Annotated in this window: 23 protein-coding genes and 1 pseudogene; 12 read left to right on the forward strand and 12 right to left on the reverse strand. The window is 70.8% G+C overall.

All coding sequences use genetic code 11. From position 1 onward, the window contains the following. Window positions 1-5 precede the first annotated feature (5 nt). Window positions 6-542: a MarR family winged helix-turn-helix transcriptional regulator gene (locus ACIA8D_RS36475; RefSeq protein WP_399238805.1), complete on the forward strand. Its 537-nt coding sequence runs from the start codon at window positions 6-8 to the stop codon at window positions 540-542. 113 nt (window positions 543-655) lie between these two features. Here ACIA8D_RS36475 and ACIA8D_RS36480 read toward each other — a convergent pair whose 3' ends face one another. From ACIA8D_RS36480 to ACIA8D_RS36490, 3 genes are read right to left on the reverse strand one after another with little or no spacing between them, the layout of a single operon-like run. Continuing rightward, entirely contained in the window at window positions 656-1,396 is a 741-nt protein-coding gene (locus ACIA8D_RS36480) for a cupin (RefSeq protein WP_399238807.1), read from the reverse strand. Continuing rightward, window positions 1,390-2,322 (reverse strand): PmoA family protein, encoded by a 933-nt coding sequence (locus ACIA8D_RS36485; protein WP_399238809.1) that lies wholly within the window; start codon window positions 2,320-2,322, stop codon window positions 1,390-1,392. Before ACIA8D_RS36485 ends, ACIA8D_RS36480 begins: the two co-directional genes overlap by 7 nt. Beyond that, the gene (locus ACIA8D_RS36490; RefSeq protein WP_399238811.1) at window positions 2,319-3,434 is read right to left on the reverse strand and encodes a Gfo/Idh/MocA family protein; all 1,116 of its coding nucleotides are present in this window, start codon (window positions 3,432-3,434) and stop codon (window positions 2,319-2,321) included. The genes ACIA8D_RS36485 and ACIA8D_RS36490 overlap by 4 nt, the downstream gene beginning before the upstream one ends. Before the next feature lie 386 nt (window positions 3,435-3,820). Between ACIA8D_RS36490 and ACIA8D_RS36495 the strand changes: the two genes are divergently transcribed. Then, window positions 3,821-5,218 carry an MFS transporter gene (locus ACIA8D_RS36495; protein WP_399238813.1) on the forward strand — a complete coding sequence of 466 codons (1,398 nt, stop codon included), beginning with the start codon at window positions 3,821-3,823 and terminating at the stop codon, window positions 5,216-5,218. Between the two features lie 85 nt (window positions 5,219-5,303). Here ACIA8D_RS36495 and ACIA8D_RS36500 read toward each other — a convergent pair whose 3' ends face one another. From ACIA8D_RS36500 to ACIA8D_RS36515, 4 genes are all read right to left on the reverse strand, one after another. Continuing rightward, window positions 5,304-5,501 (reverse strand): putative T7SS-secreted protein, encoded by a 198-nt coding sequence (locus tag ACIA8D_RS36500; RefSeq protein WP_399238815.1) that lies wholly within the window; start codon window positions 5,499-5,501, stop codon window positions 5,304-5,306. Then, on the reverse strand, window positions 5,498-5,806 hold the full coding sequence (locus ACIA8D_RS36505; RefSeq protein WP_399238817.1) for a WXG100 family type VII secretion target: 309 nt from the start codon (window positions 5,804-5,806) through the stop codon (window positions 5,498-5,500). The genes ACIA8D_RS36500 and ACIA8D_RS36505 overlap by 4 nt, the downstream gene beginning before the upstream one ends. A 365-nt stretch (window positions 5,807-6,171) precedes the next feature. Next, window positions 6,172-7,602, reverse strand: a complete 1,431-nt coding sequence (locus ACIA8D_RS36510) for an NAD(P)/FAD-dependent oxidoreductase (RefSeq protein WP_399238819.1) — start codon at window positions 7,600-7,602, stop codon at window positions 6,172-6,174. 238 nt (window positions 7,603-7,840) lie between these two features. After that, window positions 7,841-8,233 carry a VOC family protein gene (locus tag ACIA8D_RS36515; RefSeq protein ID WP_399238821.1) on the reverse strand — a complete coding sequence of 131 codons (393 nt, stop codon included), beginning with the start codon at window positions 8,231-8,233 and terminating at the stop codon, window positions 7,841-7,843. A 79-nt stretch (window positions 8,234-8,312) separates the two neighbouring features. On the opposite strand from ACIA8D_RS36515, the gene ACIA8D_RS36520 reads away from it, so the two are divergent. After that, entirely contained in the window at window positions 8,313-8,849 is a 537-nt protein-coding gene (locus ACIA8D_RS36520; protein WP_399238823.1) for a GNAT family N-acetyltransferase, read from the forward strand. Between the two features lie 12 nt (window positions 8,850-8,861). Here ACIA8D_RS36520 and ACIA8D_RS36525 read toward each other — a convergent pair whose 3' ends face one another. The 4 genes from ACIA8D_RS36525 to ACIA8D_RS36540 all read right to left on the reverse strand — a co-directional run bounded on the left by ACIA8D_RS36525 (window position 8,862) and on the right by ACIA8D_RS36540 (window position 10,982). Beyond that, the gene (locus ACIA8D_RS36525) at window positions 8,862-9,545 is read right to left on the reverse strand and encodes a glycerophosphodiester phosphodiesterase (RefSeq protein WP_399238825.1); all 684 of its coding nucleotides are present in this window, start codon (window positions 9,543-9,545) and stop codon (window positions 8,862-8,864) included. Window positions 9,546-9,607: 62 nt separating this feature from the next. Next, window positions 9,608-9,733 carry a hypothetical protein gene (locus ACIA8D_RS36530; protein ID WP_399238827.1) on the reverse strand — a complete coding sequence of 42 codons (126 nt, stop codon included), beginning with the start codon at window positions 9,731-9,733 and terminating at the stop codon, window positions 9,608-9,610. Between the two features lie 77 nt (window positions 9,734-9,810). After that, the gene (locus ACIA8D_RS36535) at window positions 9,811-10,413 is read right to left on the reverse strand and encodes a PadR family transcriptional regulator (RefSeq protein WP_399238829.1); all 603 of its coding nucleotides are present in this window, start codon (window positions 10,411-10,413) and stop codon (window positions 9,811-9,813) included. Window positions 10,414-10,439: 26 nt separating this feature from the next. Continuing rightward, window positions 10,440-10,982, reverse strand: coding sequence for an FABP family protein (locus ACIA8D_RS36540; RefSeq protein WP_399238831.1), 543 nt, complete (start codon window positions 10,980-10,982; stop codon window positions 10,440-10,442). 148 nt (window positions 10,983-11,130) lie between these two features. Here ACIA8D_RS36540 and ACIA8D_RS36545 point away from each other — a divergent pair, with 148 nt between their 5' ends. From ACIA8D_RS36545 to ACIA8D_RS36570, 6 genes are all read left to right on the forward strand, one after another. Next, window positions 11,131-12,252: an LLM class flavin-dependent oxidoreductase gene (locus tag ACIA8D_RS36545; RefSeq protein ID WP_399238833.1), complete on the forward strand. Its 1,122-nt coding sequence runs from the start codon at window positions 11,131-11,133 to the stop codon at window positions 12,250-12,252. A gap of 103 nt (window positions 12,253-12,355) precedes the next feature. Beyond that, on the forward strand, window positions 12,356-13,360 hold the full coding sequence (locus ACIA8D_RS36550) for an alpha/beta hydrolase (RefSeq protein WP_399238835.1): 1,005 nt from the start codon (window positions 12,356-12,358) through the stop codon (window positions 13,358-13,360). 81 nt (window positions 13,361-13,441) lie between these two features. After that, a complete protein-coding gene (locus ACIA8D_RS36555; RefSeq protein ID WP_399238837.1) occupies window positions 13,442-14,890 on the forward strand; it encodes a DUF6421 family protein in 1,449 nt (482 codons plus the stop codon). A gap of 32 nt (window positions 14,891-14,922) precedes the next feature. Continuing rightward, window positions 14,923-15,684, forward strand: coding sequence for an SDR family NAD(P)-dependent oxidoreductase (locus tag ACIA8D_RS36560; protein WP_399238855.1), 762 nt, complete (start codon window positions 14,923-14,925; stop codon window positions 15,682-15,684). Beyond that, complete coding sequence (locus tag ACIA8D_RS36565; RefSeq protein WP_399238839.1) at window positions 15,681-16,751, forward strand: threonine aldolase family protein; 1,071 nt, start codon at window positions 15,681-15,683, stop codon at window positions 16,749-16,751. Before ACIA8D_RS36560 ends, ACIA8D_RS36565 begins: the two co-directional genes overlap by 4 nt. Before the next feature lie 76 nt (window positions 16,752-16,827). Further along, a complete protein-coding gene (locus tag ACIA8D_RS36570) occupies window positions 16,828-17,439 on the forward strand; it encodes a transglutaminase domain-containing protein (RefSeq protein WP_399238841.1) in 612 nt (203 codons plus the stop codon). A 1-nt stretch (window position 17,440) separates the two neighbouring features. Here the strand turns inward: ACIA8D_RS36570 and ACIA8D_RS36575 are convergent, their stop codons facing one another. After that, on the reverse strand, window positions 17,441-18,169 hold the full coding sequence (locus ACIA8D_RS36575; protein ID WP_399238843.1) for a lysophospholipid acyltransferase family protein: 729 nt from the start codon (window positions 18,167-18,169) through the stop codon (window positions 17,441-17,443). Between the two features lie 186 nt (window positions 18,170-18,355). Between ACIA8D_RS36575 and ACIA8D_RS36580 the strand changes: the two genes are divergently transcribed. From ACIA8D_RS36580 to ACIA8D_RS36590, 3 genes and pseudogenes are all read left to right on the forward strand, one after another. After that, window positions 18,356-18,676: a TlpA family protein disulfide reductase gene (locus ACIA8D_RS36580; protein ID WP_399238845.1), complete on the forward strand. Its 321-nt coding sequence runs from the start codon at window positions 18,356-18,358 to the stop codon at window positions 18,674-18,676. A gap of 215 nt (window positions 18,677-18,891) precedes the next feature. Continuing rightward, on the forward strand, window positions 18,892-19,398 hold the full coding sequence (locus tag ACIA8D_RS36585; protein ID WP_399238847.1) for a flavin reductase family protein: 507 nt from the start codon (window positions 18,892-18,894) through the stop codon (window positions 19,396-19,398). A gap of 198 nt (window positions 19,399-19,596) precedes the next feature. Beyond that, window positions 19,597-19,687, forward strand: a pseudogene (locus ACIA8D_RS36590) (electron transfer flavoprotein subunit beta); the annotation flags it as partial.

A 19,687-nucleotide genomic window follows, 5' to 3' on the forward strand; every position in this document is an offset into this window, starting at 1 on the left:
CAGGCATGAGCACGCAGCAAGGCCCGGCGGCAACGGCGCCGCTCGACATCGTGTCGTCGGTCGTACGGCAGTGGCAGGCCGTACGCCCCGACATCGACACCGGCCCCATGGAGATCATCGGGCGCATCAACCGGTGCGCCGCGCTGCTCCAGCAGGCCGAGGACGCGCCGCTGCGGCACGCGGGCCTGACCAGGGCCGAGTTCGACCTGCTCGGCACGTTGCGCCGCACCGGCCGCGAACTCACCCCCGGCGACCTCGCCCGCGAGACCTTCGCCTCCGGCGCCGCCGTCACCAAGCGCCTCAAGCAGCTCCAGGAGCGCGGCCTGATCGTTCGCCGCGGCGACACCCGCGACCGCCGCGTCTCCCACCTCCGCCTGACGGACGAGGGTCGCGCCCTCGTCGACGAACTGCTCCCGAGTCAACTCGCGTACGAGGGGGCGGTCCTTTCGGGTCTCGGCGAGGGCAAGGACACGCAACTGAGCGCCCTGCTGGGGGAGTTGCTGCTCCAACTGGAGGGCCGACTGGGGAGCGGCCCCCAGTAGAGGCCGCTCTACGTGGAACCAGACCTGCGCAGGGCCCGCTCCACGCCCGTTCTACGCGGATCCCGCCCCACGCACGGCCGCTCCACGCAGGGCCCGCTCCCACGCAGAGCCCCTCAGCGCGGCACCGTCGCCCCCTCGACGCCGTACTCCTCGCGGCGCCCGCACATGCCCAGGCCGCCGTGGCGGGTCGGGGTCGCCGTGTGGGTCGTCGACGTGGCCAAGTAGCCGTCCGCGTCGCCCCGTTCCAAGGCGTCGAGCTGGGCTCCGGTGCGTTCGGCGGCGGCCAGCGCCCCGGTGCGCCACAGCTCGCGCCAGGCGGCCACGCGCGGGCGGACCAGTTCCGCCGCCGCCCGCTGGAACGCGCGGAGCGGCTCCGCGTCGCCCGCGGCGAGCGCCTCACGCAGCGGCAGATACCCCTCGACCGCGAGATCCCGGCGACGGCGCGCGGCGGCCTCCGCCTCCGGGCCCGCCGGACCGGGCAGCGCCGCAGCGGCCGCGTACTTCTCCGGGTCCGCCAGATACTCCGGCGGGAACGTGAAGACGGCGTCGCCCGCCTCCGGCAGCCCGCTGTTCTGCATCAGGACCGTGATCCGTAGGTCCGCTCCCTGCACCATCCGGTGCACCGTGCCCGGCTCGAACCACGCGAGCGAACCGGCTTCGAGAGGCGTGTCCCGGTAGCCGTCAGGGCTCAGCGTCTGCACGGCGCCGTGCCCGCCCGTCACGACGTACGCCTCCGTGCACACCAGGTGCAGATGCGGGCTGCCGCCGCAGACGCCGTCCGCGGCCTCCCAGCCGTACGCGGAGATGTGGGACAGGCCGATGCCGCCGGGCAGCGGCCTGTCCAGGCTCACCACGCCAGCTCCTTCAGGCGGGCGGCCACCCGCTCCTCGTCCCAGGCGCCGTCGGCGACCAGGATCCGGTAGCGATAGCGGAACGTCTCGCCGGCGGGCAGCGCGAACTCCTCGAAGAACGCCCAGGAGAACGCGACCGTAGGGATCGGCTCCGAGCGCACGAACCAGTGCGAGGCGTGGATCGCCTCCGCGTTCTCCGGAGCGTGCTCGAACACCAGCGTGGAGTGCCCGTCCACGTCGTCGTGCTCACCGGTGAACGCCAGCCACGGCCCCTGCGTCCCCATCAACTCGCCCTCGGCGTCCGGGCCGAAGACCTTCCCGCCGGTGAAGTCCCGGGGCCCGCGCCACTGCAGCCCCGTGTAACCGGCCATCTCGCGCCCCGCCGTGGTCGGTGAGCCGAAGCGCAGCGCCTCGCCGTCCGCACGCGTGTTGGTCAGCTCGATCGACCAGTCGACGGCGTACGAACCGGACTCCGCGTCCACTGCGTGCACCCGCACGCCGCGCCGCTCGCGGGCCCACTCGGCGCCCCCGTTCTCGATCCAGGTGAGGCGCTCGGACAGGGACAGCTCGTCGTCGCCCGCCTCGACGGCGTCGAAGCCGTCGTGGCGCATCGAGCCGATGCGGTCGTGCAGCGGCAGATAACCCTCGCCGTGGACATAGCAGTTGCCGCCCCAGAAGTTCTGCCCGGAGAGGTGGCTCGCCGTCATCTGCAGGCCCTTGTGCCAGCGGTGGTCGTTGGGCCGGTAGCCCGAGACCAGGTTGCCGGACAGGGTGCGCAGCGGATGCACGTACGGCTTGCGGGCCTCGAAGGCTTCGGGGTCCGGCTTGTAGACGTAGGAGAAGAGGTCCGTGCCGGTCGCGGTGGCACGCACCACGACCCGGTCGCCTTGATGGTGCGTGACCTTGAGGGAAGACGAGGCGGTGCTCACTGCTTCGGGCTCCATTCCGGGTGGTCGCCGTGCATCGCGGCGTAGAACGGGTCGCCGGGGCCGATCTCCCCGGCCGTGACCGTGGCGCCGGTGAACGCCGACTTGTACAGCGCGGCGGCGAACTCCAGCGTGCTGCGGGCGCTCTGCCCGCTGCCGGGCGGACGGCTGCCGGCGTCGTACGCGTCGAGCAGCGCGGTCAGTTGGGCGGTGTGCGAGCTGGGTACGTCGGCGGTGGGCGCGGGCGGCTGCGCGCTGCCCGGGGCCGGGGTGTAGCGCCAGTCGTCGTTGCCGTGCCCGTACAAGTGCGTCAGCTCGACCGTGGCCTTCTCGCAGTCGATACGGATCCGGCTCGTCTCGTCCGGCGAGAGCACGGAGTTGACGACCGTGGCGAGGGCGCCGTCGTCGAAGCGGACGAGCGCGGTCGACACGTCCTCGCTCTCCGTGTCGTGCACCAGGCGGGCCGCCATCGCCTTGATCTCGGTCCACTCGCCGAGCAGATGCAGCATCAGGTCGTACTGGTGGATGCCGTGGCCCATCACGGGGCCGCCGCCCTCGCTGGCCCACTTCCCGCGCCAGGGCACCTCGTAGTAGGCGGCGTCGCGGTACCAGGTCGTCTGGCAGTGGGCGACGAGCGGCCGGCCGAGCGAGCCCCCGGCCAGCAGCGAGCGGGCGTGCACGGCCCCGGAGCCGTAACGGTGCTGGAAGACGACGGAGGCGTAGGCGCCGCTCGCCTCCTCGGCGGCGGCGATCTCGTCGTACTCGGCAAGGGAGAGGGTGAGCGGCTTCTCGCACAGCACCCAGGCGCCGGACTTGAGCGCCGCGACGGTCTGCTCGCGGTGGAACACCGGCGGCGTGCCGATGAGGACGAGATCGGGTCGCGCCGCTTCGAGCATCGCGGTCAGTTCGGTGTGCACGGAGACGTCCGCGAAACCGGCCTCGGCGGCCTTGGCGCGGAATCCGTCGAGGCGGTCCTGGTCCACGTCGACGGCGGCGACGAGTTCGACGCGGTCGCGCAGGGAGGTGAGGGCGGGCAGATGGCTACCGGTGACGATCGCGCCGGTGCCGACGACGGCGGCACGCAGACGGGATCCCTGGCGGGAGGGGCTTGGCATGCGGGTTCCTCGCGGAGAGCTGACGGTGGGAAAGCGCTTTCCGTTCCGTGTGACCCTAAGTGGGGGGCGTGGGTCCGGACAAGGGGGGTCGGGCGGGGGAGTTCGCGGGGGTGACCGCGGGAACGGTCGCGAGAATGGCCGCCGGTTTGAAACGTATTAATGCCTTCGCGTCTCACGGTGGGGAAAGCTTCCGGAATCCATTGACAGGGATGTACGCGGCGGGTTCGTATGGACCCGCCTGCGGGTCGACCATCTGTCGCCGTCGAGTACGGAGCCGCGAGGCCGCCATCAATGGAGCGTTTCAAGAACGGTGAAGACGACTGTCCGCCGCGCAAGCGCTTTCTACTCGGTGCTGTGGCCTGATCACACCAAGGAGAGCCATGAGCGTGACCGCGTCAAAGGAGTCGCGTACCGCGGACGCGCCCGCCGCCGGGCGGGCGATGTCGAGGAAGGCCGCGGCCAGCGGCTGGATCGGCAGTGCCCTCGAGTACTACGACTGGTTCATCTACGCCCAGGCGGCGGCGCTCGTCTTCCCGGGGATCTTCTTCCCCGAGGGCAACGCGACGATCGCCGTGCTCGCGTCACTCGGCACCTACGCCGTGGGCTACGTCGCGCGCCCCATCGGCGCCGCCGTGCTCGGCCACTGGGGAGACAAGAAGGGCCGAAAGAACGTCCTCGTCCTGGCCATGCTCCTGATGGGCGTCTCCACGTTCGTCGTGGCACTTCTGCCCACCTACAGTCAGGTCGGGATCATCGCACCGATCCTGCTGACCCTCGTCCGCCTCGTGCAGGGTTTCGCCGTGGCGGGGGAGTTGAGCGGGGCCAGCGCGATGATCATCGAGCATGCTCCGCACGGCAGGCGCGGATTCCTCGCGAGCTTCGCCCTGCACGGGACCGTCGCCGGGCAGATCCTCGGCGCCGCGATCTTCCTGCCGATGTCGATGCTGCTGTCCGACGAGGCCTTCAAGTCCTGGGGCTGGCGCATCCCGTTCGTGCTCAGCGCGGTGGTCGTCCTCGCCGGCTTCCTGATCCGGCGCCGCGTCGAGGAGACGAAGACCTTCGCGGAGCAGCGGGAGACCGGCCCCGAGGCGCACAAGGTGCCATTCGTCGAGGCGTTCCGGGAGAACTGGCGCGAGATCGTGCGCGCGGTGTGCATGACGCTCGTCAACGTCATCGGGGTCACGGTCTCCGTCTTCGGCGGCGCCTACGCGACGCAGTCCGGCTACGGCGTCGGCATGAGCACGACCGTCTACCTCTGGATCCAGATCGCCGCGAACGTGGCGGGCATGTTCGTCGTCCCGGTCTTCGGCCACCTCTCCGACCGGTTCGGCCGCCGCCCCATCATGATCGGCGGTGGCCTGGCGGCGGGCCTGCTCTGCTACCCGTACCTATGGGCCGTGGGCGCGAACAACGTGCCGCTGACCTTCGCCCTCGCCGTCCTCTCCTGGGGCGTCGCCTACCAGTCCTGGAACGCCACGTTCGCCTGCTTCTTCCAGGAGCTGTTCCCTGCGGCCCGCCGCGTCACCGGCTTCGCGCTGGCCCAGAACATCGGCCTGGCGATCGTCGCGTTCCTGCCGACGATCTTCACGATGGTGGCGCCGCCCGGCTCCTCGAACGTGCCGCTCACCATCGGCACGCTCTGCCTCGCCATCACCGTCGTCGCTTCGATCGCGACATGGAAGTCCCCGGAGACGTACCGGATCCCGCTCGACCGGCTGGGCGTCCCGGATGCCGAGCCACTGTCCCGTGAGGAGTACGAGGAGCTGCGCGCGGCGGGGAAGTGAGGCGGTAGTGGGGGCGCAGAGCGGCAGTGGTGGGGGTGTGGAGCCGGGATGCCACCGGCCCCACACCCCCACCGGAACCGGTCTTCTACGGCGAGAAGTCGTCCCAGAACGCCTCACTCGCGTCGCCGTTCCATCCCGGTGAGCGCACGGAGCGCAGATCGTCACCGATGGCCTCAACCGAGCTGGCCTTCTTGGCCAGTTCGCCGGCTGCGTGGCGCAGCCGGGACGGCTCGCCGGGGATGAATGCCTTCGGGTCCGTGGACTCGCCCAGTTGGGCCGTCACCGGAGTACCGGCCCCTGCTGGGCCGCGAACGACCCGTTGACGAGCTGCTCCTGGCGCTCGTACTCGCGCGCGGTGTCGGCCAGTTTGTCGGCCGATTCTTCAGCGTCGTCCTTGAGCGTCTTGGTCAACGCCTGGTGCCACGTGCCCATCAGTTGCTCGAACGCCAACTCGGCTTCGGAATGGCCGAAGTCGGCGGTTTTCTCGGTGAGTTCGTCGAGATGGAGCTTGTCCACGTCGCTCACCGCGTCGCGGATCTTCTTGGCCGCGGAACGCAGCACTTCTGGCTCGACGGAATACCCCGTCATGGATCTCCCCCACGCCAATGTGTGATCACCCGAACCTGGCGAGCGGGGAGTCTAACGTGATCTTGGAGTTCGCGATTGCACGTTGATGGGCCGTCATGTGCCCAGCCGTGATGCGCTCAAAGAGGAGTCGGCGGGCGCGCGGGGGCGGCGCGACGGCGGCGAGGGTCTTCTCGATCGGGCCGGGCCGATTGGTGAACTCGGCCTGAAACTAGGACCGTTCGAGGTAACTGTTGTTTCGTGTGGACGGCTGAACGCGAAGCCCCCCACCCCGACGCTCTCTGCGGCGGGGGTCAGGGGGGCGCGAGCTCAGAAGGCATGAGCTGTTGCGAAGGCAATGGGGCGTGATTGGGCAGCCCCAATGGCGGTCAAGTGATCGGAAGGTGCGGTTTCTCCGGGGACATCGAGCGGCCGTCGACCCGCGCCGACACGACCTCCTGCAACTCCTCGGGAGAAAGATACGCGTCCGTCATCTCGAAGTCCCGGAGCGTCGCGGGGCGATGGCGCTGGAAGCCGGTGCGGACAAAGTCGTCGCCCGCGACGGCGTTGAGGGCCCAGTTCGCCGCCGTGCGGAAGCGCGCGGTCAGGGTGCGCAGCGCGCCGATGTGGTAGCCGCGTGCCACGACCTGGGCGGGCAGGCCCGTCAGTTGGATGCCCAGGGGCTTCGACACGGCCTGGATGCCGCCCAGGTCGACGACGAGGCCGAGGTCCTTGTGCCGGTAGGGCGTCAGCGGGTTGCCGCGCACGGAGGCGAGGATGTTGCGGGCCGCCGCCCAGCCCTGTCGCATCGCGTGCTGCGCGGTCGGCGGGCACATCGCGTCGCCGCCCTTGACGATGTCGGGGACGGCGGCCGCGTCGCCCAGCGCGAACACGCCGTCGAGGCCGGGCACCGTCAGCTCGGGGGTCACCACGAGCCGGCCGCGGTTGGTCTCCGCGCCGAGGGTCGCCACGAGCGGGCTGGGCGCGACACCGGCCGTCCAGATCAGCGTGTGGCAGGGCAGTTCGCGCCCGTCGGTGAGGTTGACCGTGTCCTCGGTGACGCTCTTCACCGACACCCCGAGCGAGACGTGCAGTCCGCGCCGCTCCAGGATGTCCATGGCCTTGTCGCCGAGCCGCTCGCCCAGCTCCGGCATGAGCTTCGGTGCCACATCGACCAGGTGCCACTTGATGAGTGACGGATCGAGCCCCGGGTAGCGCTTGACCGCTGCCGTCGTCAGGCGCTGGAGGTACGCGGCCGTCTCCGTGCCCGCGTAGCCGCCGCCGACCACCACGAACTGCAGCCGCGCCGCGCGCTCGGCCGGGTCGGAGCTGGCCGCCGCCAGGTCCAGCTGCGTGATCACGTGGTCGCGGATCCAGGCCGCCTCCGCGAGCGTCTTCACGCCGACCGCGTACTTGTCCAGGCCCGGGATGTCGAACTGGCGCGTCACACTGCCCGGCGTGAGCACCAGGTAGTCGTAGTGCTCGACACTGACCTCGCCGTTTATCTTCCGTACGACGACGGCCTTCGCCTGCGGATCCACACCGATCGCGCCGCCCGGCACGATCTCGGTGCGCCGCAGCATCCGGCGCAGCGGGACCGCCACGGACTGCGGCGTGAGCACGCCGGAGGCCACGTGCGGCAGCAGCGGCAGATACAGCTGGTGCGCGGTGGGGCTGACGAGCCGCAGCACCGCCTCTCCGGGCTTGAGCTCCTTCTCCAGCTTGTGCGCGCACTCCATCCCGGCGAATCCCGCGCCGATGATCAGGATCCGGGGGACGGACGACGAACGGGAAGCGCTGGTGTTCCGCGGAGTGGTCATGTGGGATCTCTCCTGGGGTGGGCTGCGTGGGACCAGTGATGCGTCGTCGATCCCTGCGTATCCGGATTCGGCAGGCCCGAATCCCGAACTCACGCCATCCTCCGTCCCCGGCCGGGCCACCGCACGCGATCCGGGGACCGTAGGGGACACCCCGCCCGCGCCCCACCACACCCGAACGGCCGCGTACGCGGGACCCCGCGGCGTAGGCCGTTCGAGCGAGGAGGGTCGCCGGGGCGGCTCAGATTCCCGGTCGGTACCGGATCGGATGCTCCTCGGGCACCTCCACGAGGACGATCTCGTGGCCGTCCGGGTCCGTGATCCACATTTCGACGAGGCCCCACGGCTCCTGGACCGGCTCCCGGACCACCGTGACGCCCCGCTCGGCCAGCTCCTGGTGCGCCGCGCGCACGTCCGCCACCTGCATCCACAGCTTGAGGCTCGGCACCACGGGATCCGCGGAGCGCCCCGCCACCTCCAGGAAGCCGCCGCCCAGGAAGTACACGGTGCCCCGCTCGGGCCCGCTGCCGAACTCCCGGTAGACCGCGAGGCCCAGCGCCTCGCCGTAGAACGCCCTCGACCGCTCGGGGTCGGTCGGCCGGATCAGGACCCTGCTGCTCAGTACGTGAACCATGCCGACGCAGCGTAGTGCGGTCGCGTTAATCTCGACGGCGCCCCGTACGCCCGCCGCCCAAGAAGTCGGAGAACGCCCCATGACCATCGTCGACCTTGCCTTCCGTGACGCCGCACCCGAGGACGTCGACGTGCTCGTCGCGCTCATCGAGTCGGCCTACCGAGGGGACGCCAGCCGGGCCGGCTGGACCACGGAGGCGGACATCCTCCAGGGGCAGCGGACCGACCCGCAGGGCGTGCTCGAGGTCATCGAGGCGCCCGACAGCCGGCTGCTCACGGTGGAGCGGGACGGCACGGTCGTCGCCTGCTGCCAGCTGGAGCACCGCGGCGACCACGCCTACTTCGGCATGTTCGCGGTCAGCCCCGCCCAGCAGGGCGCCGGACTCGGCAAGACGATCATCGCGGAGGCCGAGCGCAGGGCCCGCGAGACGTGGGGCGTCAGCGAGATGCACATGACGGTGATCGACGCCCGCGAGGATCTCATCGCCTGGTACGAGCGCCGCGGCTACCGCCGTACGGGACGGTTCAGCCCCTTCCCGTACGGCGACGAGCGCTTCGGTATCCCTCAGCGCGACGACCTGAAGTTCGAACTGCTCGTCAAGCCGCTCGACGACTGACGACGCGGTGCGTCACGCGGTGAAGCGGCCCGTCCGCTTGATCTCCGGGTAGTCCGTGGTCGCGCCGTCGAGGCCGAGCGCCCGCACCAGCCGCAGATCGTCCTGGGTGTTCACGACCCAGCCGATGATCCGCAGGTCGGCCTTGCGGGCGTGCTCGACGATCTCCTGCGTGAGCCGCCGGATGTTGAGCACCAGCGTGGTGGCCCCCGCCGTGACGGCCCGCTCGACGACGCCCGTGCCGTAGCGGCTGGCGACCAGCGCCGTACGTACTCCCGGCACCAGCCGGGCGATCTCGGCGATCGCCTCGTCGTGGAACGAGATCACCTCGACGCGGTGTACCAGATCGCGGCGCAGCATCACGTCCGCGAGGGCCCGCGCCGCCGCCGTGTCCTTGATCTCGGCCTGCAACGGGGTGCCGACCGCGTCGACCACCTCTTCGAAGACCGGTACGCGCTCGCCGCGTCCCGCGTCGAGGCCGCGGATCTCGGCGAGGGTCTTCTCGGCGATCGGCCCGTGACCGTCCGTGGTCCGGTCGACGTCGGCGTCGTGCATGACGACGAGCGCCCCGTCCTTGCTCAGGTGCAGGTCCAGTTCGATGATGTCGAGGCCCCCGCGCTCGGCGGCGACGAAGGACCGCAGGGTGTTCTCGGGTTCGACACCCATGGCCCCGCGATGCCCGATGGTGAGGAAGTTCAAGGTCGTCTCGCCTCCGTCGACTGGCGCTCGGTGCTGCCGCGCGGACGCGACAGACTCGTACACTAACGGGCCGTCTGCGCGAGGGAACCGTGCCTGCGCGAAGGACCGGAGTCGTGGGTTCTGGTGCCCACCACCCCGAGGATCAGTCCAGTGATCACGGCGGCGACGAGGACGGCACGGGTACTCATGGCGGATGCGCCTCCGGGCGGTACGGGCGGGGCTTCGGCCCGTCCTACCGTGCGGCTCTGACTCGGCGCGAGTCCGCTCACCCGGTGGTGGGCGCGTCCTCACAGGCGTTGACTTCCCGGGAGCCGGGCAGTGCGTCCAGGTCCGCCAACATGCCCCGCGCGAGCCCGACTTCGGCCTCGAGGTGCCGCTCGCTCCAGCGCAGCGCGATCTGCGGGTGCGCCCACGCCTCCACGCCGTCCGCCCGCGCGAGCGCGTCCCGCACCTCCTTCAACTCGCCCTCGGTGCGAGCCACATGCTCCTCGACGAGGGTCCGCAGCCGTTCGGGGGCGGCGAGATGGCCCAGCCAGACGCGCAGCAGCACCGGGTGCCGCAGCGACACGGCGGCCGTGTCCTGGTCGTCCGCCGCCCACGCCGCGAGCGCGTCCCTGCCCGCGCGCGTGATGGCGTACGTGCGCTTGGTGCGCGGCTCCTCAGGGCCCGAGCGCCTGGACGTGGCGTAGCCGAGCCCCTCCAGTCTGCGCAGCTCGGCGTAGATCTGGCTGAACGCGGGGGAGCCGTAGAAGAAGCGCAGGGACGCGTCCGCCCATTTCTTCAGCTCGTACCCGGTCCGCTCGCCGGGCGGGAACGACAGCAGCCCGAGCACGGCCCAGGCGGTCGGCGGCAGCTGCGTGGTCGGCATGGCTCCGCATTGAAGCCAGCTTCAGGTCACGGGCGCAAGACCCCATCGCGCCGCAGCCGCGCGGAGAGGTGGTGCTGGAGCGGCTGCCCGACGGCGGCCATGTCGTGGCTGAACGTCAAGGTCCCGTCATCGGTGAGCGTGTAGCGGCGACCCGTCGCGTCGACCTGCTTGGCCGTCGGGGTGAGGCCCACGGTGTGCGTGGTGAGCTCGACGGTGCCGTCGACGGCCTGCCCCACCATCACCTCCGCGATCCCGGTGGGCTGCGTGATCAGTGCCTCGACGCGGCCCTCGGGCTGGATCCGCCACCAGCCGCTCTCGCGCGCGGCGGGCCGCACGGGGGCGTCGTCGGCGTCGATCAGCCAGGCCCGCGCCTCGTAGTGCAGAAAGGGCCGGCCGTCATGGCTGAAGGTGACCTCCTGCGCGTACGTGAAGTCGCCGTCCAGTGTGGGGTATTCGCCCCGGCCCCGGCCGTGCCAGCTGCCGATCAGGCCGAGGACGGGCGCGAGCAGCGGATGCGGCTCGGGGGTCTCGCCGTACGGGTACGAGGGCGCGGGTGCGGGGTCGAACATGGGTGACTCCTGGGGCTAGGGGGTTACCAGGGAAGCGTAGAGCGTGTCCCGGCCGCCCCTCCGCGGTGTCGTGGCCCTTCCCATCTATGACGAGCCGTCATATAGCTATTAGTCATATGGCAACCCGTCCAGACCCCGGGAGGGAACCGTGAAGTTCAGCGTCATCTTCGAGGCCCAGCTCGCCGACCCCACCGTCGAGCGCGAGCACCAGTTGCTGCGGGACAGCGTCGAACAGGCCGTGTTCGCCGAGGAGATGGGCTTCGACCGGATCTGGGCGGTCGAGCACCACTCCCTCAAGTGGTACGCGCACATGTCGGCGCCGGAGATCTTCCTGACCTGGGTCGCGGCGCGCACCTCCCGTATCCGCGTCGGGCACGGCGTGGTGTGCATGCCGTTCAACTTCAACCACCCCGCGCGCGTGGCCGAGCGTGCCGCGATGCTCGACCTGCTGTCCGGCGGGCGGCTCGACCTGGGGGCGGGGCGCGGCGGCACCACGCAGGAGACGTCGCTGTGCGGGGTCGACAAGGAACGGACCACGCAGGAGGTCGAGGAGGCGCTGAGGATCATCGGGAAGGCGTGGGAGAAGGACGAGCTGGAGCACCACGGCCCGCTCCTCGACATCGACTCGCACCCGATCCTGCCCCGTCCCGCCCAGACCCCGCACCCGCCGCTCTTCCTCGCGTGCAGCCGCACGGAGACGCTGCGCCAGGCCGCCGAGCTCGGCGTGGGCGCCCTCGTGATGGGGTTCGCGGGACCGGAAGCCATCGCCGACATGCGCGGCGCCTACGACGCGGCGCTCGCGGCGCGCACCCCCGAGCGCCTCGTGTCGTCCGTCGTCAACGACCACTTCTCCGTGCTCTGCCCCACCATCGTGCTCGACGACCGGGAGACGGCCCGCAGCATCGGCATCCGCGGCCAGCGCTTCTTCGCGCAGTCCATCGGCCACTGGTACGGCGGCGCGGGCATCCCGGACGAGGCCGTCGTGGAGGGCGCGGACGAGGCGGAGGAGATGCGCCGGGCCGCCGAACAGGTCGTCGCCCGCCTGCACGAGCACCACATCCCGGTCCGTCCCACCGCCACGGCCACCTTCAACGCCGACCACGCGTACGGCACCGCCGACGACGCCATCGCCTACGTCGAACGCCTCCGTGACGCGGGCGCCGACGAGATCATGTGCCTGATCCAGATGGGCACGGTGCCCCAGGAGGCGTGCATGGAGACGCTGCGGCAGTGGGGCGAGAAGGTGATCCCGCACTTCCGGGACCAATAGCCCCGCCGGCGATTGAGGCGCGGGGTTCGGGGCAGAGCCCCGTGACGTCGCGCACGGCCGACCGCGGCCGAGCATCCATCCCCGCCGAACCAAGGAGCCGCCCATGACACCCGACCCGGTCGACCGCCTCGCGCCCGAGGCCCGGCCCCTCGTCGACGCCATCACCGCCGCCTTCCCCGACCTCGGGGGCGCCGTCACCGACGCCGTCGAGGCCCGCGGGATCCTCGCCGCGGCCCCCGACTCCCCGTTCCCGGCACCGGTGGTGGGGGCCGTCGAGGACCGCGAGATACCCGGGCCGCCGGACGCGCCCGCGATCCCCGTGCGGGTGTACCTGCCGGAGCCGGACGCCGCGCCGGGGCCCCGCCCCGTCGTCGTCTTCTTCCACGGCGGCGGCTGGGTCGTCTGCGACCTCGACAGCCACGACCACACCGCCCGCGCCCTGTGCCGGGACGCGGGTGCCGTCGTCGTGTCGGTCGACTACCGGCTCGCGCCCGAGGCACCGTTCCCCGCCGCCGTCGAGGACGCGTACGCCGCCGTGTGCTGGGTCGCCGACCACGCGGACGAACTGGGGGCCGACCCCGAGGCGTTGACGGTGGCGGGCGACAGCGCCGGCGGGAACCTCGCCGCCGTCGTCGCGCAGATCGCCCGCGACGAGGACGGTCCCGCCATCGCGCGCCAGGTCCTCGTCTACCCGGCCACCGACGCCCGCCAGAAGTCCGGCTCCTTCGACGCCAACGCCGAGGGCTACTTCCTCACCGCCGCCCACTGCGGCTGGTTCCGCGAGCAGTACCTGGGCGCCGACGGGGACCCCGCCCACCCGCACGTGTCGCCGCTGCTCGCGGAGGACCTCGCCGGGCTGCCCGCCGCGCACATCGTCACGGCCGGCTGCGACCCGCTGTGCGACGAGGGCCGCGCGTACGGGAAGGCGCTGCGGGACGCGGGCGTCGCGGTCACAGAGGGCCACTTCCCGGGGATGTTCCACGGATTCTTCGGGTTCCCCGAGCTTCTGGAGGACTCCCGGCAGGCCTTGGCGGGCGCGGCAGAGGCGATCGCCGCCACCGCCCGGCACGGGAAAAACAGCGGTGATCTAGGGGGTGACGCAGGATAATTTCCCGAGTCCCCCCTTGTGGTCGGGAACCTCGCGTGCATACGGTGTTCTTACGCGAGGTTCTCCCGTGGAGGTTGGGACATGACGGAAATTCTTGTGCAGGCCGGCGAGGAGGGGGCGGATTCTCCGGTCCAGGTGGTCGGACCCAGGGTGGTGGAACACCCGGCCTGGCCGTTGCTCAAGGACGCCGTGGAGGAGTTCAGGCCCCTACAGAGCAAGGACGGGTCGATCGACTTCGAGGCCGAGGACGCCCCGGCGAAGGCCGACGCCGAGCGGATCCTGGGCCGGGTCATGGCCGCGGTCGAGGAGCTCGCCCCGCTGCTGCCGCACGACGTCGCGTACCACGAGGCGCTCGTGCACGACCTGCGCCGCTGGGCGGACGGCGGCTTCGCGGTCCCGGACTTCCTGGACTCGCTGCTCGCCTTCCAGCCGGCGGCCCAGCGCCGGGACGGCCTCCAGCACCTGGTGGTCTTCCCGATGTACACGCAGAACGGCAACCCGGACCGCAATCTGGAAGCCGTCGTCCTGAAGATGGTCTGGCCGCAGTGGCTCGCCGAGCTGGAGGCGACCCGCTACGACAACCCCCTCTTCTGCGGCATCACCTTCGAGGACTTCACCTCCGGGTACGACACGAACTCGGCGGTGCTCTTCCCGGAGACGATCGCCGTGCGCGAGGCGCCCGAGCGCTTCTCCTGGGGCGGCATCTTCTGCGACCGCGAGGCGGCCCGCTTCCGCCGCGTCACCGAGGCCGCCGTCGACATCCTGGGCGTCGAACTGCCCAAGGACATCGAGGAGATGGTCGGGGACCAGGAGCGCTGCCAGCAGGCGTTCGTGCTGTGGGACATGGTCCACGACCGCACGCACAGCCACGGCGACCTGCCCTTCGACCCGTTCATGATCAAGCAGCGCCAGCCGTTCTGGATGTACGGCCTCGAGGAGCTGCGCTGCGACCTCACCGCCTTCAAGGAGGCCGTGAAGCTGGAGGCGGACGGCGTCCCGCAGGCGCGCGACGTGCAGTACGCCGTGCTCTTCGACCGGATGTTCCGCTTCCCGGTCACCGGCGACCGCGTCAAGAACTACGACGGTCTGGGCGGCCAGCTGCTCTTCGCCTACCTGCACAAGCACGACGTGGTGCGCTGGACGGACAACAAGCTGCACCTCGACTGGCAGCGCGCCCCCGAGGTCACCAACCAGCTGTGCGGCGAGATCGAGCAGCTGTACCGGGACGGCATCGACCGCCCGAAGCTGGTGCACTGGTTCGCCGCGTACGACCTGGTGTCGACGTACCTGTCCCCGCACCCCGGCTCCACCTGGGCCAAGGGTCCGGACGCCCTGGACACGTCCCTGCCGCCCCGCAAACTCGTGGACGAGGTGCTTCCCGACGAGTTTCCGCTCAGCATGTTTTATGAGGCGCTTTCGAAGAAGCTGAAGAAGGTGATCGCCTCCACGAAGGGGATCACGGCACAGAGCACCAATGGGGTCTCCCCTGCTCGAGCGGATTCGAGAGCTCGGGGATGGGTGGCCGCGTGAGCCACGGCGAACAGCAGCAGGAGGCGACGGACATGACCGACACCAACGGGACCAGGGACACGCTGGGCGGTGCGGTGATCGCGGTCGCCGGAGCCGCGGGTCCGGCCGGAAAGGCCACCCTCAAGCGACTCGCGGAGGCCGGTGCCACCGTCATCGGGGCCGACGCGGACGCGGAGCGCCTGGTGGCCGCCGTCGACGAGGCGCGCTACGCGCACGGGGGCGCCACCGTCATCGGCGACAACGTCGACCTGCTCGACCTGCACGCCACCCGCGATTGGGCGGGCCGCATCGAGAAGGACTTCGGCCGGGTCGACGGCCTCGTGCACCTGGTGGGCGGCTGGCGCGGCGGCGCGACCTTCGCCGACACCGACCTCGCGGACTGGGACCTGCTCGAAAAGCTTCTGATCCGCACGGTGCAGCACACCTCCCTCGCGTTCCACGAGGGCCTGTCCCGCAGCGACCGCGGCCGCTATCTGCTGATCAGCGCCGCGGGCGCCGCCAAGCCGACCGCGGGCAACGCCGCGTACGCAGCCTCCAAGGCCGCGGCCGAGGCGTGGACGCTCGCGCTCGGCGACGCCTTCCGCAAGGCGGGGGGCGAGGCGGGCCCGCAGCAGGCGGCTGCGATCCTGGTGGTCAAGGCGCTGGTGCACGACGCGATGCGCGCCGAACGCCCCAACGCGAAGTTCGCGGGCTTCACGGACGTCACGGAGCTGGCCGAGGCCATCACCGGCGTCTGGGAGCGGCCCGCCGCCGAACTGAACGGGACCCGTCTGTGGCTGACCGAGAAGCCGTGAATCCTGCGAAGACCGACGCCCACCGGCGTCACGACCCCGACACCAGGGGCTTCGCCAGCGACAACTACGCGGGGGGCCACCCCGAGGTGATGGCGGCGCTCGCCCTCGTCAACGGCGGGCACCAGGTCGCGTACGGCGGGGACGCGTACACGGACCATCTCCAGCAGATCATCCGCAGCCACTTCGGCCCGACCGCCGAGGCGTTCCCGGTGTTCAACGGCACGGGGGCCAATGTCGTCGCGCTCCAGGCGGTCACCGACCGCTGGGGCGCGGTGATCTGCGCCGAGTCCGCGCACATCCACGTGGACGAGGGCGGCGCCCCCGAGCGGATGGGCGGCCTGAAGCTGCTCACCGTGCCGACCCCGGACGGCAAGCTCACCCCCGAGCTGATCGACCAGCAGGCGTACGGCTGGGACGACGAGCACCGGGCGATGCCGCAGGTCGTCTCGATCACGCAGTCCACCGAACTCGGCACGCTCTACACGCCCGACGAGATCCGCGCGATCTGCGAGCACGCCCACGAGCACGGCATGACGGTGCACCTCGACGGCTCGCGGATATCCAACGCCGCCGCGTCCCTCGACGTCCCCATGCGGACGTTCACGAACGCGGTCGGCGTCGACATCCTGTCGCTCGGCGGCACCAAGAACGGCGCGCTGTTCGGCGAGGCCGTCGTCGTCCTCAATCAGGACGCGGTGCGCCACATGAAGCACCTGCGCAAGCTTTCCATGCAGCTGCACTCCAAGATGCGCTTCCTGTCGGTGCAGTTGGAGGCGCTGTACGCCAAGGACCTGTGGCTGCGCAACGCCCGGCACGCCAACGAGATGGCCCAGCGCCTCGCCGAGGGCGCCCGCGCCGTCGACGGCGTCGAGATCCTCTACCCGGTGCAGGCCAACGGCGTGTTCGCCCGGCTCCCGCACGACGTGTCCGAGCGTCTGATGAAGAAGTACCGCTTTTACTTCTGGGACGAGGCGGCCGGCGACGTGCGCTGGATGTGCTCCTTCGACACGCGCGAGGAGGACGTCGACTCCTTCGTGGCGGCCCTCAAGGAGGAGATGGCGCGCTAGCCGCTCATCGCATAGGTATGCGGTCGACCGTAAATGCATTGACTTACGGTCGATCGCATTTCTATGCTCCCGAGGCATGGAGCTGATCCAGCAGAACCCCGATCTGTCCGAGTACTTGGCGGCCGACGAGGCCGTCGACCACCACCACCCGCTCGTACGCGAGACGGCGGCGCGCCTCGCGCGCGACGTCGCCGACACATATGCATACGCCCATGCCGCCTACGAATTCGTGCGGGACACCATCCCGCACTCCGCCGACAGTGGAGACCCGCGCGTCACGTGGCGGGCGTCGGACGTCCTGGAGCAGGGCACCGGAATCTGCCACGCGAAGGCGCACGCGCTGGCGGCGCTGCTGCGCGCCGAGGACATCCCGACGGCGCTCTGCTATCAGCGGCTGACGCACGACGCGGGCACGGGCTGGTGCGTGCACGGGCTCGTGGCCGTCCGGCTGCGCGGCGCGTGGCACCGGCAGGACTGCCGGGGGAACAAGCCGGGCGTCGACGCCCAATTCGCCCTGGCCGGGGAGCGGCTGGCGTGGATCCCCGATCCGGCGGCCGGGGAGGCGGACTACCCGGCGCTCTTCGACGCGCCGCACCCGGCGGTGCTCGACGCGCTGCGCGGCGCGCCGGACCGTCCGTATCTCTGGGAACACCTTCCGGACGCACTCCCGGACGTGCTCCCGGTGTGACTCAGCCGGCCTCGGCGGCCTTGACCTCTTCCGGGGTCGGCGCGGTGCCGCCGAGGTGGGCCGGCATCCACCAGGTGTCGTCGGGGCCCTTGGGGCGCACCGGGTAGGCGCGCTGCGCGGCCTCGAGCAGCTCCTGCATGCGCGTGCGCAGACGGCGCGTGATCGCTCCCGCGTACTGGTCGCTCGGCGCCTCCATGGCCTCACCGACGCGGACCGTGATCGGGATGTGCTGCCGCTTGAAGTTCTTCGGGCGGCCCTTGGTCCACAGCCGCTGCGTGCCCCACAGCGCCATCGGGACCAGCGGCACCCCGGCCTCCTGGGCCAGGCGCACGGCGCCCGTCTTGAAGCTCTTGAGCGTGAACGACTCCGAGATCGTCGCCTCCGGGAAGACCCCGATGATCTCGCCCGAGCGCAGCGACCGCAGCGCGTGCTGGTACGCGTGCTCACCCTGGGAGCGGTCCACCGGGATGTGCTTCATGCCGCGCATCAGTGGGCCGGAGATCTTGTGCCGGAAGACCGACTCCTTCGCCATGAAGCGGACGAGACGCTTTTGCGGCAGAGCCGCCAGGCCGTCGAAGATGAAGTCCAGGTAGCTGATGTGATTGCTGACCAGGACCGCTCCGCCGGTACGCGGAATGTTCTCCGAGCCCTTGCAGTCGATCTTCAGGTCGAGCGCCTTGAACATCGTGCGGGCGGCGCCGATGACCGGAGGGTAGACGAGCTCTGCCATGGAGGGGGTTGGCCCTTCAGTAAGTTACGCGGCCGTAGGTTTTCCGGCTTGCGCAGATCGTGCCCCATCAACGGCCGGGTGGCCAGTCCTGGTTCCGCGGTCGTACGAGATCCTTGTCACGTGCCGGGAATACGCGAACGGCGGGAAATCGCTGCACCGGAGGCGGCGGAACGAAGGAGGAGCAGGGTGGCGGTCGGTGAACAGACGTGGGACGCCGCGCAGTTGGGCGAGGAGCTGGGGGAGCGGGCGACGCTCGTGCAGTTCTCCAGCGCGTTCTGCGCCCCTTGCCGGGCCACCCGCCGGGTCCTCGACGAGGTCGCCGCGATGGTGCCCGGCGTGTCCCACGTGGAGATCGACGCGGAGGCCCGCCTCGATCTCGTACGCGACGCGGGCGTGCTGAAGACCCCGACTGTGCTCGTCCTCGACGCGCGCGGACGTGAGGTGCGTCGGGCCGCGGGGCAGCCGCGCAAGGCGGACGTCATCGCGGCCCTCGGCGACGCGGTGTGACCGAGCGGCGACGCTGGCGCGTGACGCATCTCCCAGATGACGGAACGCACTTGACTGCACGCACCACGTATCGTCAGGGTGACCTTATGCCTTCGGAACTCCTTCTCGTCGAGCGGGTCCACGTGGACCTGGCTCGCTGTTCGAGCGCCCGCTGTCCGCGCGTCTGACGCAGCCACGGCCCCTTGCTCGAACCCTCCTGCCAGAAGGACAACTCCATGACGGCCATGCCCGACCTGCGCACCGCCCAGGCAGCGACCCCCGACCTGTTCCGCTCCGTCTTCCGACAGCACGCGGCCGGTGTGGCTGTGGTCACGGCGCCCGGTGCGGCCCCCGTCGGCTTCACCGCCACCTCCCTCGCCTCCGTCTCCGCGACGCCCCCGGTCATCTCCTTCGGCATCGGTGTCGGCTCGTCGAGCTGGCCGACCGTCGCCGAGGCCGAGCATGTCGGCGTGCACATACTCGGCGAGCACCAGGCCGATCTCGCGGCGACGTTCGCGAAGAGCGGCGCCGACCGTTTCGGCGCGCCCACCCGCTGGTTCGAAGGACCCGAAGGCGTGCCGATCGTCGACGGGGTGCTCGCCTGGCTCGTCTGCAAGGTCATCGCGCGGGTGCCCGCGGGGGACCACCAGATCGTGCTCGCGGAGGCGGTCTGCGGCGACCCGGCGGGCGCCGGCCGCCCGCTGCTGTACCACCGGGGCCGCTTCAACGGGCTGCGCGACTGAAAGTTCCTGTACGGAGCGGTTGCGCACCGTTGGCAAGCTCACAGTTCAAAGCGCTTGCTTAGTGGGCATAACCTGGGTGTACTGGCGAGTAACCTTTTGATCGGAGCGCGGGCCGCCCCGACCGGAAGAGTCCGCACAAGGCGCATATGCTGCCTAGACAGCCGCCCAGATAAAGACGATTGCAGTAGGAGAGCCGGCGTGAGCTTGAGGATCGTTGTCACCGTGAAGTACGTGCCGGACGCCACGGGCGACCGGGGTTTCGCCGATGACCTGACGTTGGACCGTGACG

The organism is Streptomyces sp. NPDC051684 (assembly GCF_044453445.1).
In the GTDB taxonomy this organism is placed as follows: domain Bacteria; phylum Actinomycetota; class Actinomycetes; order Streptomycetales; family Streptomycetaceae; genus Streptomyces.

Excerpts from the sequence above, each read along its gene's own strand:
- ACIA8D_RS36475 (WP_399238805.1), top strand. The coding sequence starts at position 6 with ATGAGCACGCAGCAAGGCCCGGCGGCAACGGCGCCGCTCGACATCGTG.
- ACIA8D_RS36490 (WP_399238811.1), bottom strand. The coding sequence starts at position 3,434 with ATGCCAAGCCCCTCCCGCCAGGGATCCCGTCTGCGTGCCGCCGTCGTC.
- ACIA8D_RS36505 (WP_399238817.1), bottom strand. The coding sequence starts at position 5,806 with ATGACGGGGTATTCCGTCGAGCCAGAAGTGCTGCGTTCCGCGGCCAAG.
- ACIA8D_RS36510 (WP_399238819.1), bottom strand. The coding sequence starts at position 7,602 with ATGACCACTCCGCGGAACACCAGCGCTTCCCGTTCGTCGTCCGTCCCC.
- ACIA8D_RS36515 (WP_399238821.1), bottom strand. The coding sequence starts at position 8,233 with ATGGTTCACGTACTGAGCAGCAGGGTCCTGATCCGGCCGACCGACCCC.
- ACIA8D_RS36520 (WP_399238823.1), top strand. The coding sequence starts at position 8,313 with ATGACCATCGTCGACCTTGCCTTCCGTGACGCCGCACCCGAGGACGTC.
- ACIA8D_RS36530 (WP_399238827.1), bottom strand. The coding sequence starts at position 9,733 with ATGAGTACCCGTGCCGTCCTCGTCGCCGCCGTGATCACTGGACTGATC.
- ACIA8D_RS36535 (WP_399238829.1), bottom strand. The coding sequence starts at position 10,413 with ATGCCGACCACGCAGCTGCCGCCGACCGCCTGGGCCGTGCTCGGGCTG.
- ACIA8D_RS36540 (WP_399238831.1), bottom strand. The coding sequence starts at position 10,982 with ATGTTCGACCCCGCACCCGCGCCCTCGTACCCGTACGGCGAGACCCCC.
- ACIA8D_RS36550 (WP_399238835.1), top strand. The coding sequence starts at position 12,356 with ATGACACCCGACCCGGTCGACCGCCTCGCGCCCGAGGCCCGGCCCCTC.
- ACIA8D_RS36555 (WP_399238837.1), top strand. The coding sequence starts at position 13,442 with ATGACGGAAATTCTTGTGCAGGCCGGCGAGGAGGGGGCGGATTCTCCG.
- ACIA8D_RS36560 (WP_399238855.1), top strand. The coding sequence starts at position 14,923 with ATGACCGACACCAACGGGACCAGGGACACGCTGGGCGGTGCGGTGATC.
- ACIA8D_RS36570 (WP_399238841.1), top strand. The coding sequence starts at position 16,828 with ATGGAGCTGATCCAGCAGAACCCCGATCTGTCCGAGTACTTGGCGGCC.
- ACIA8D_RS36575 (WP_399238843.1), bottom strand. The coding sequence starts at position 18,169 with ATGGCAGAGCTCGTCTACCCTCCGGTCATCGGCGCCGCCCGCACGATG.
- ACIA8D_RS36585 (WP_399238847.1), top strand. The coding sequence starts at position 18,892 with ATGACGGCCATGCCCGACCTGCGCACCGCCCAGGCAGCGACCCCCGAC.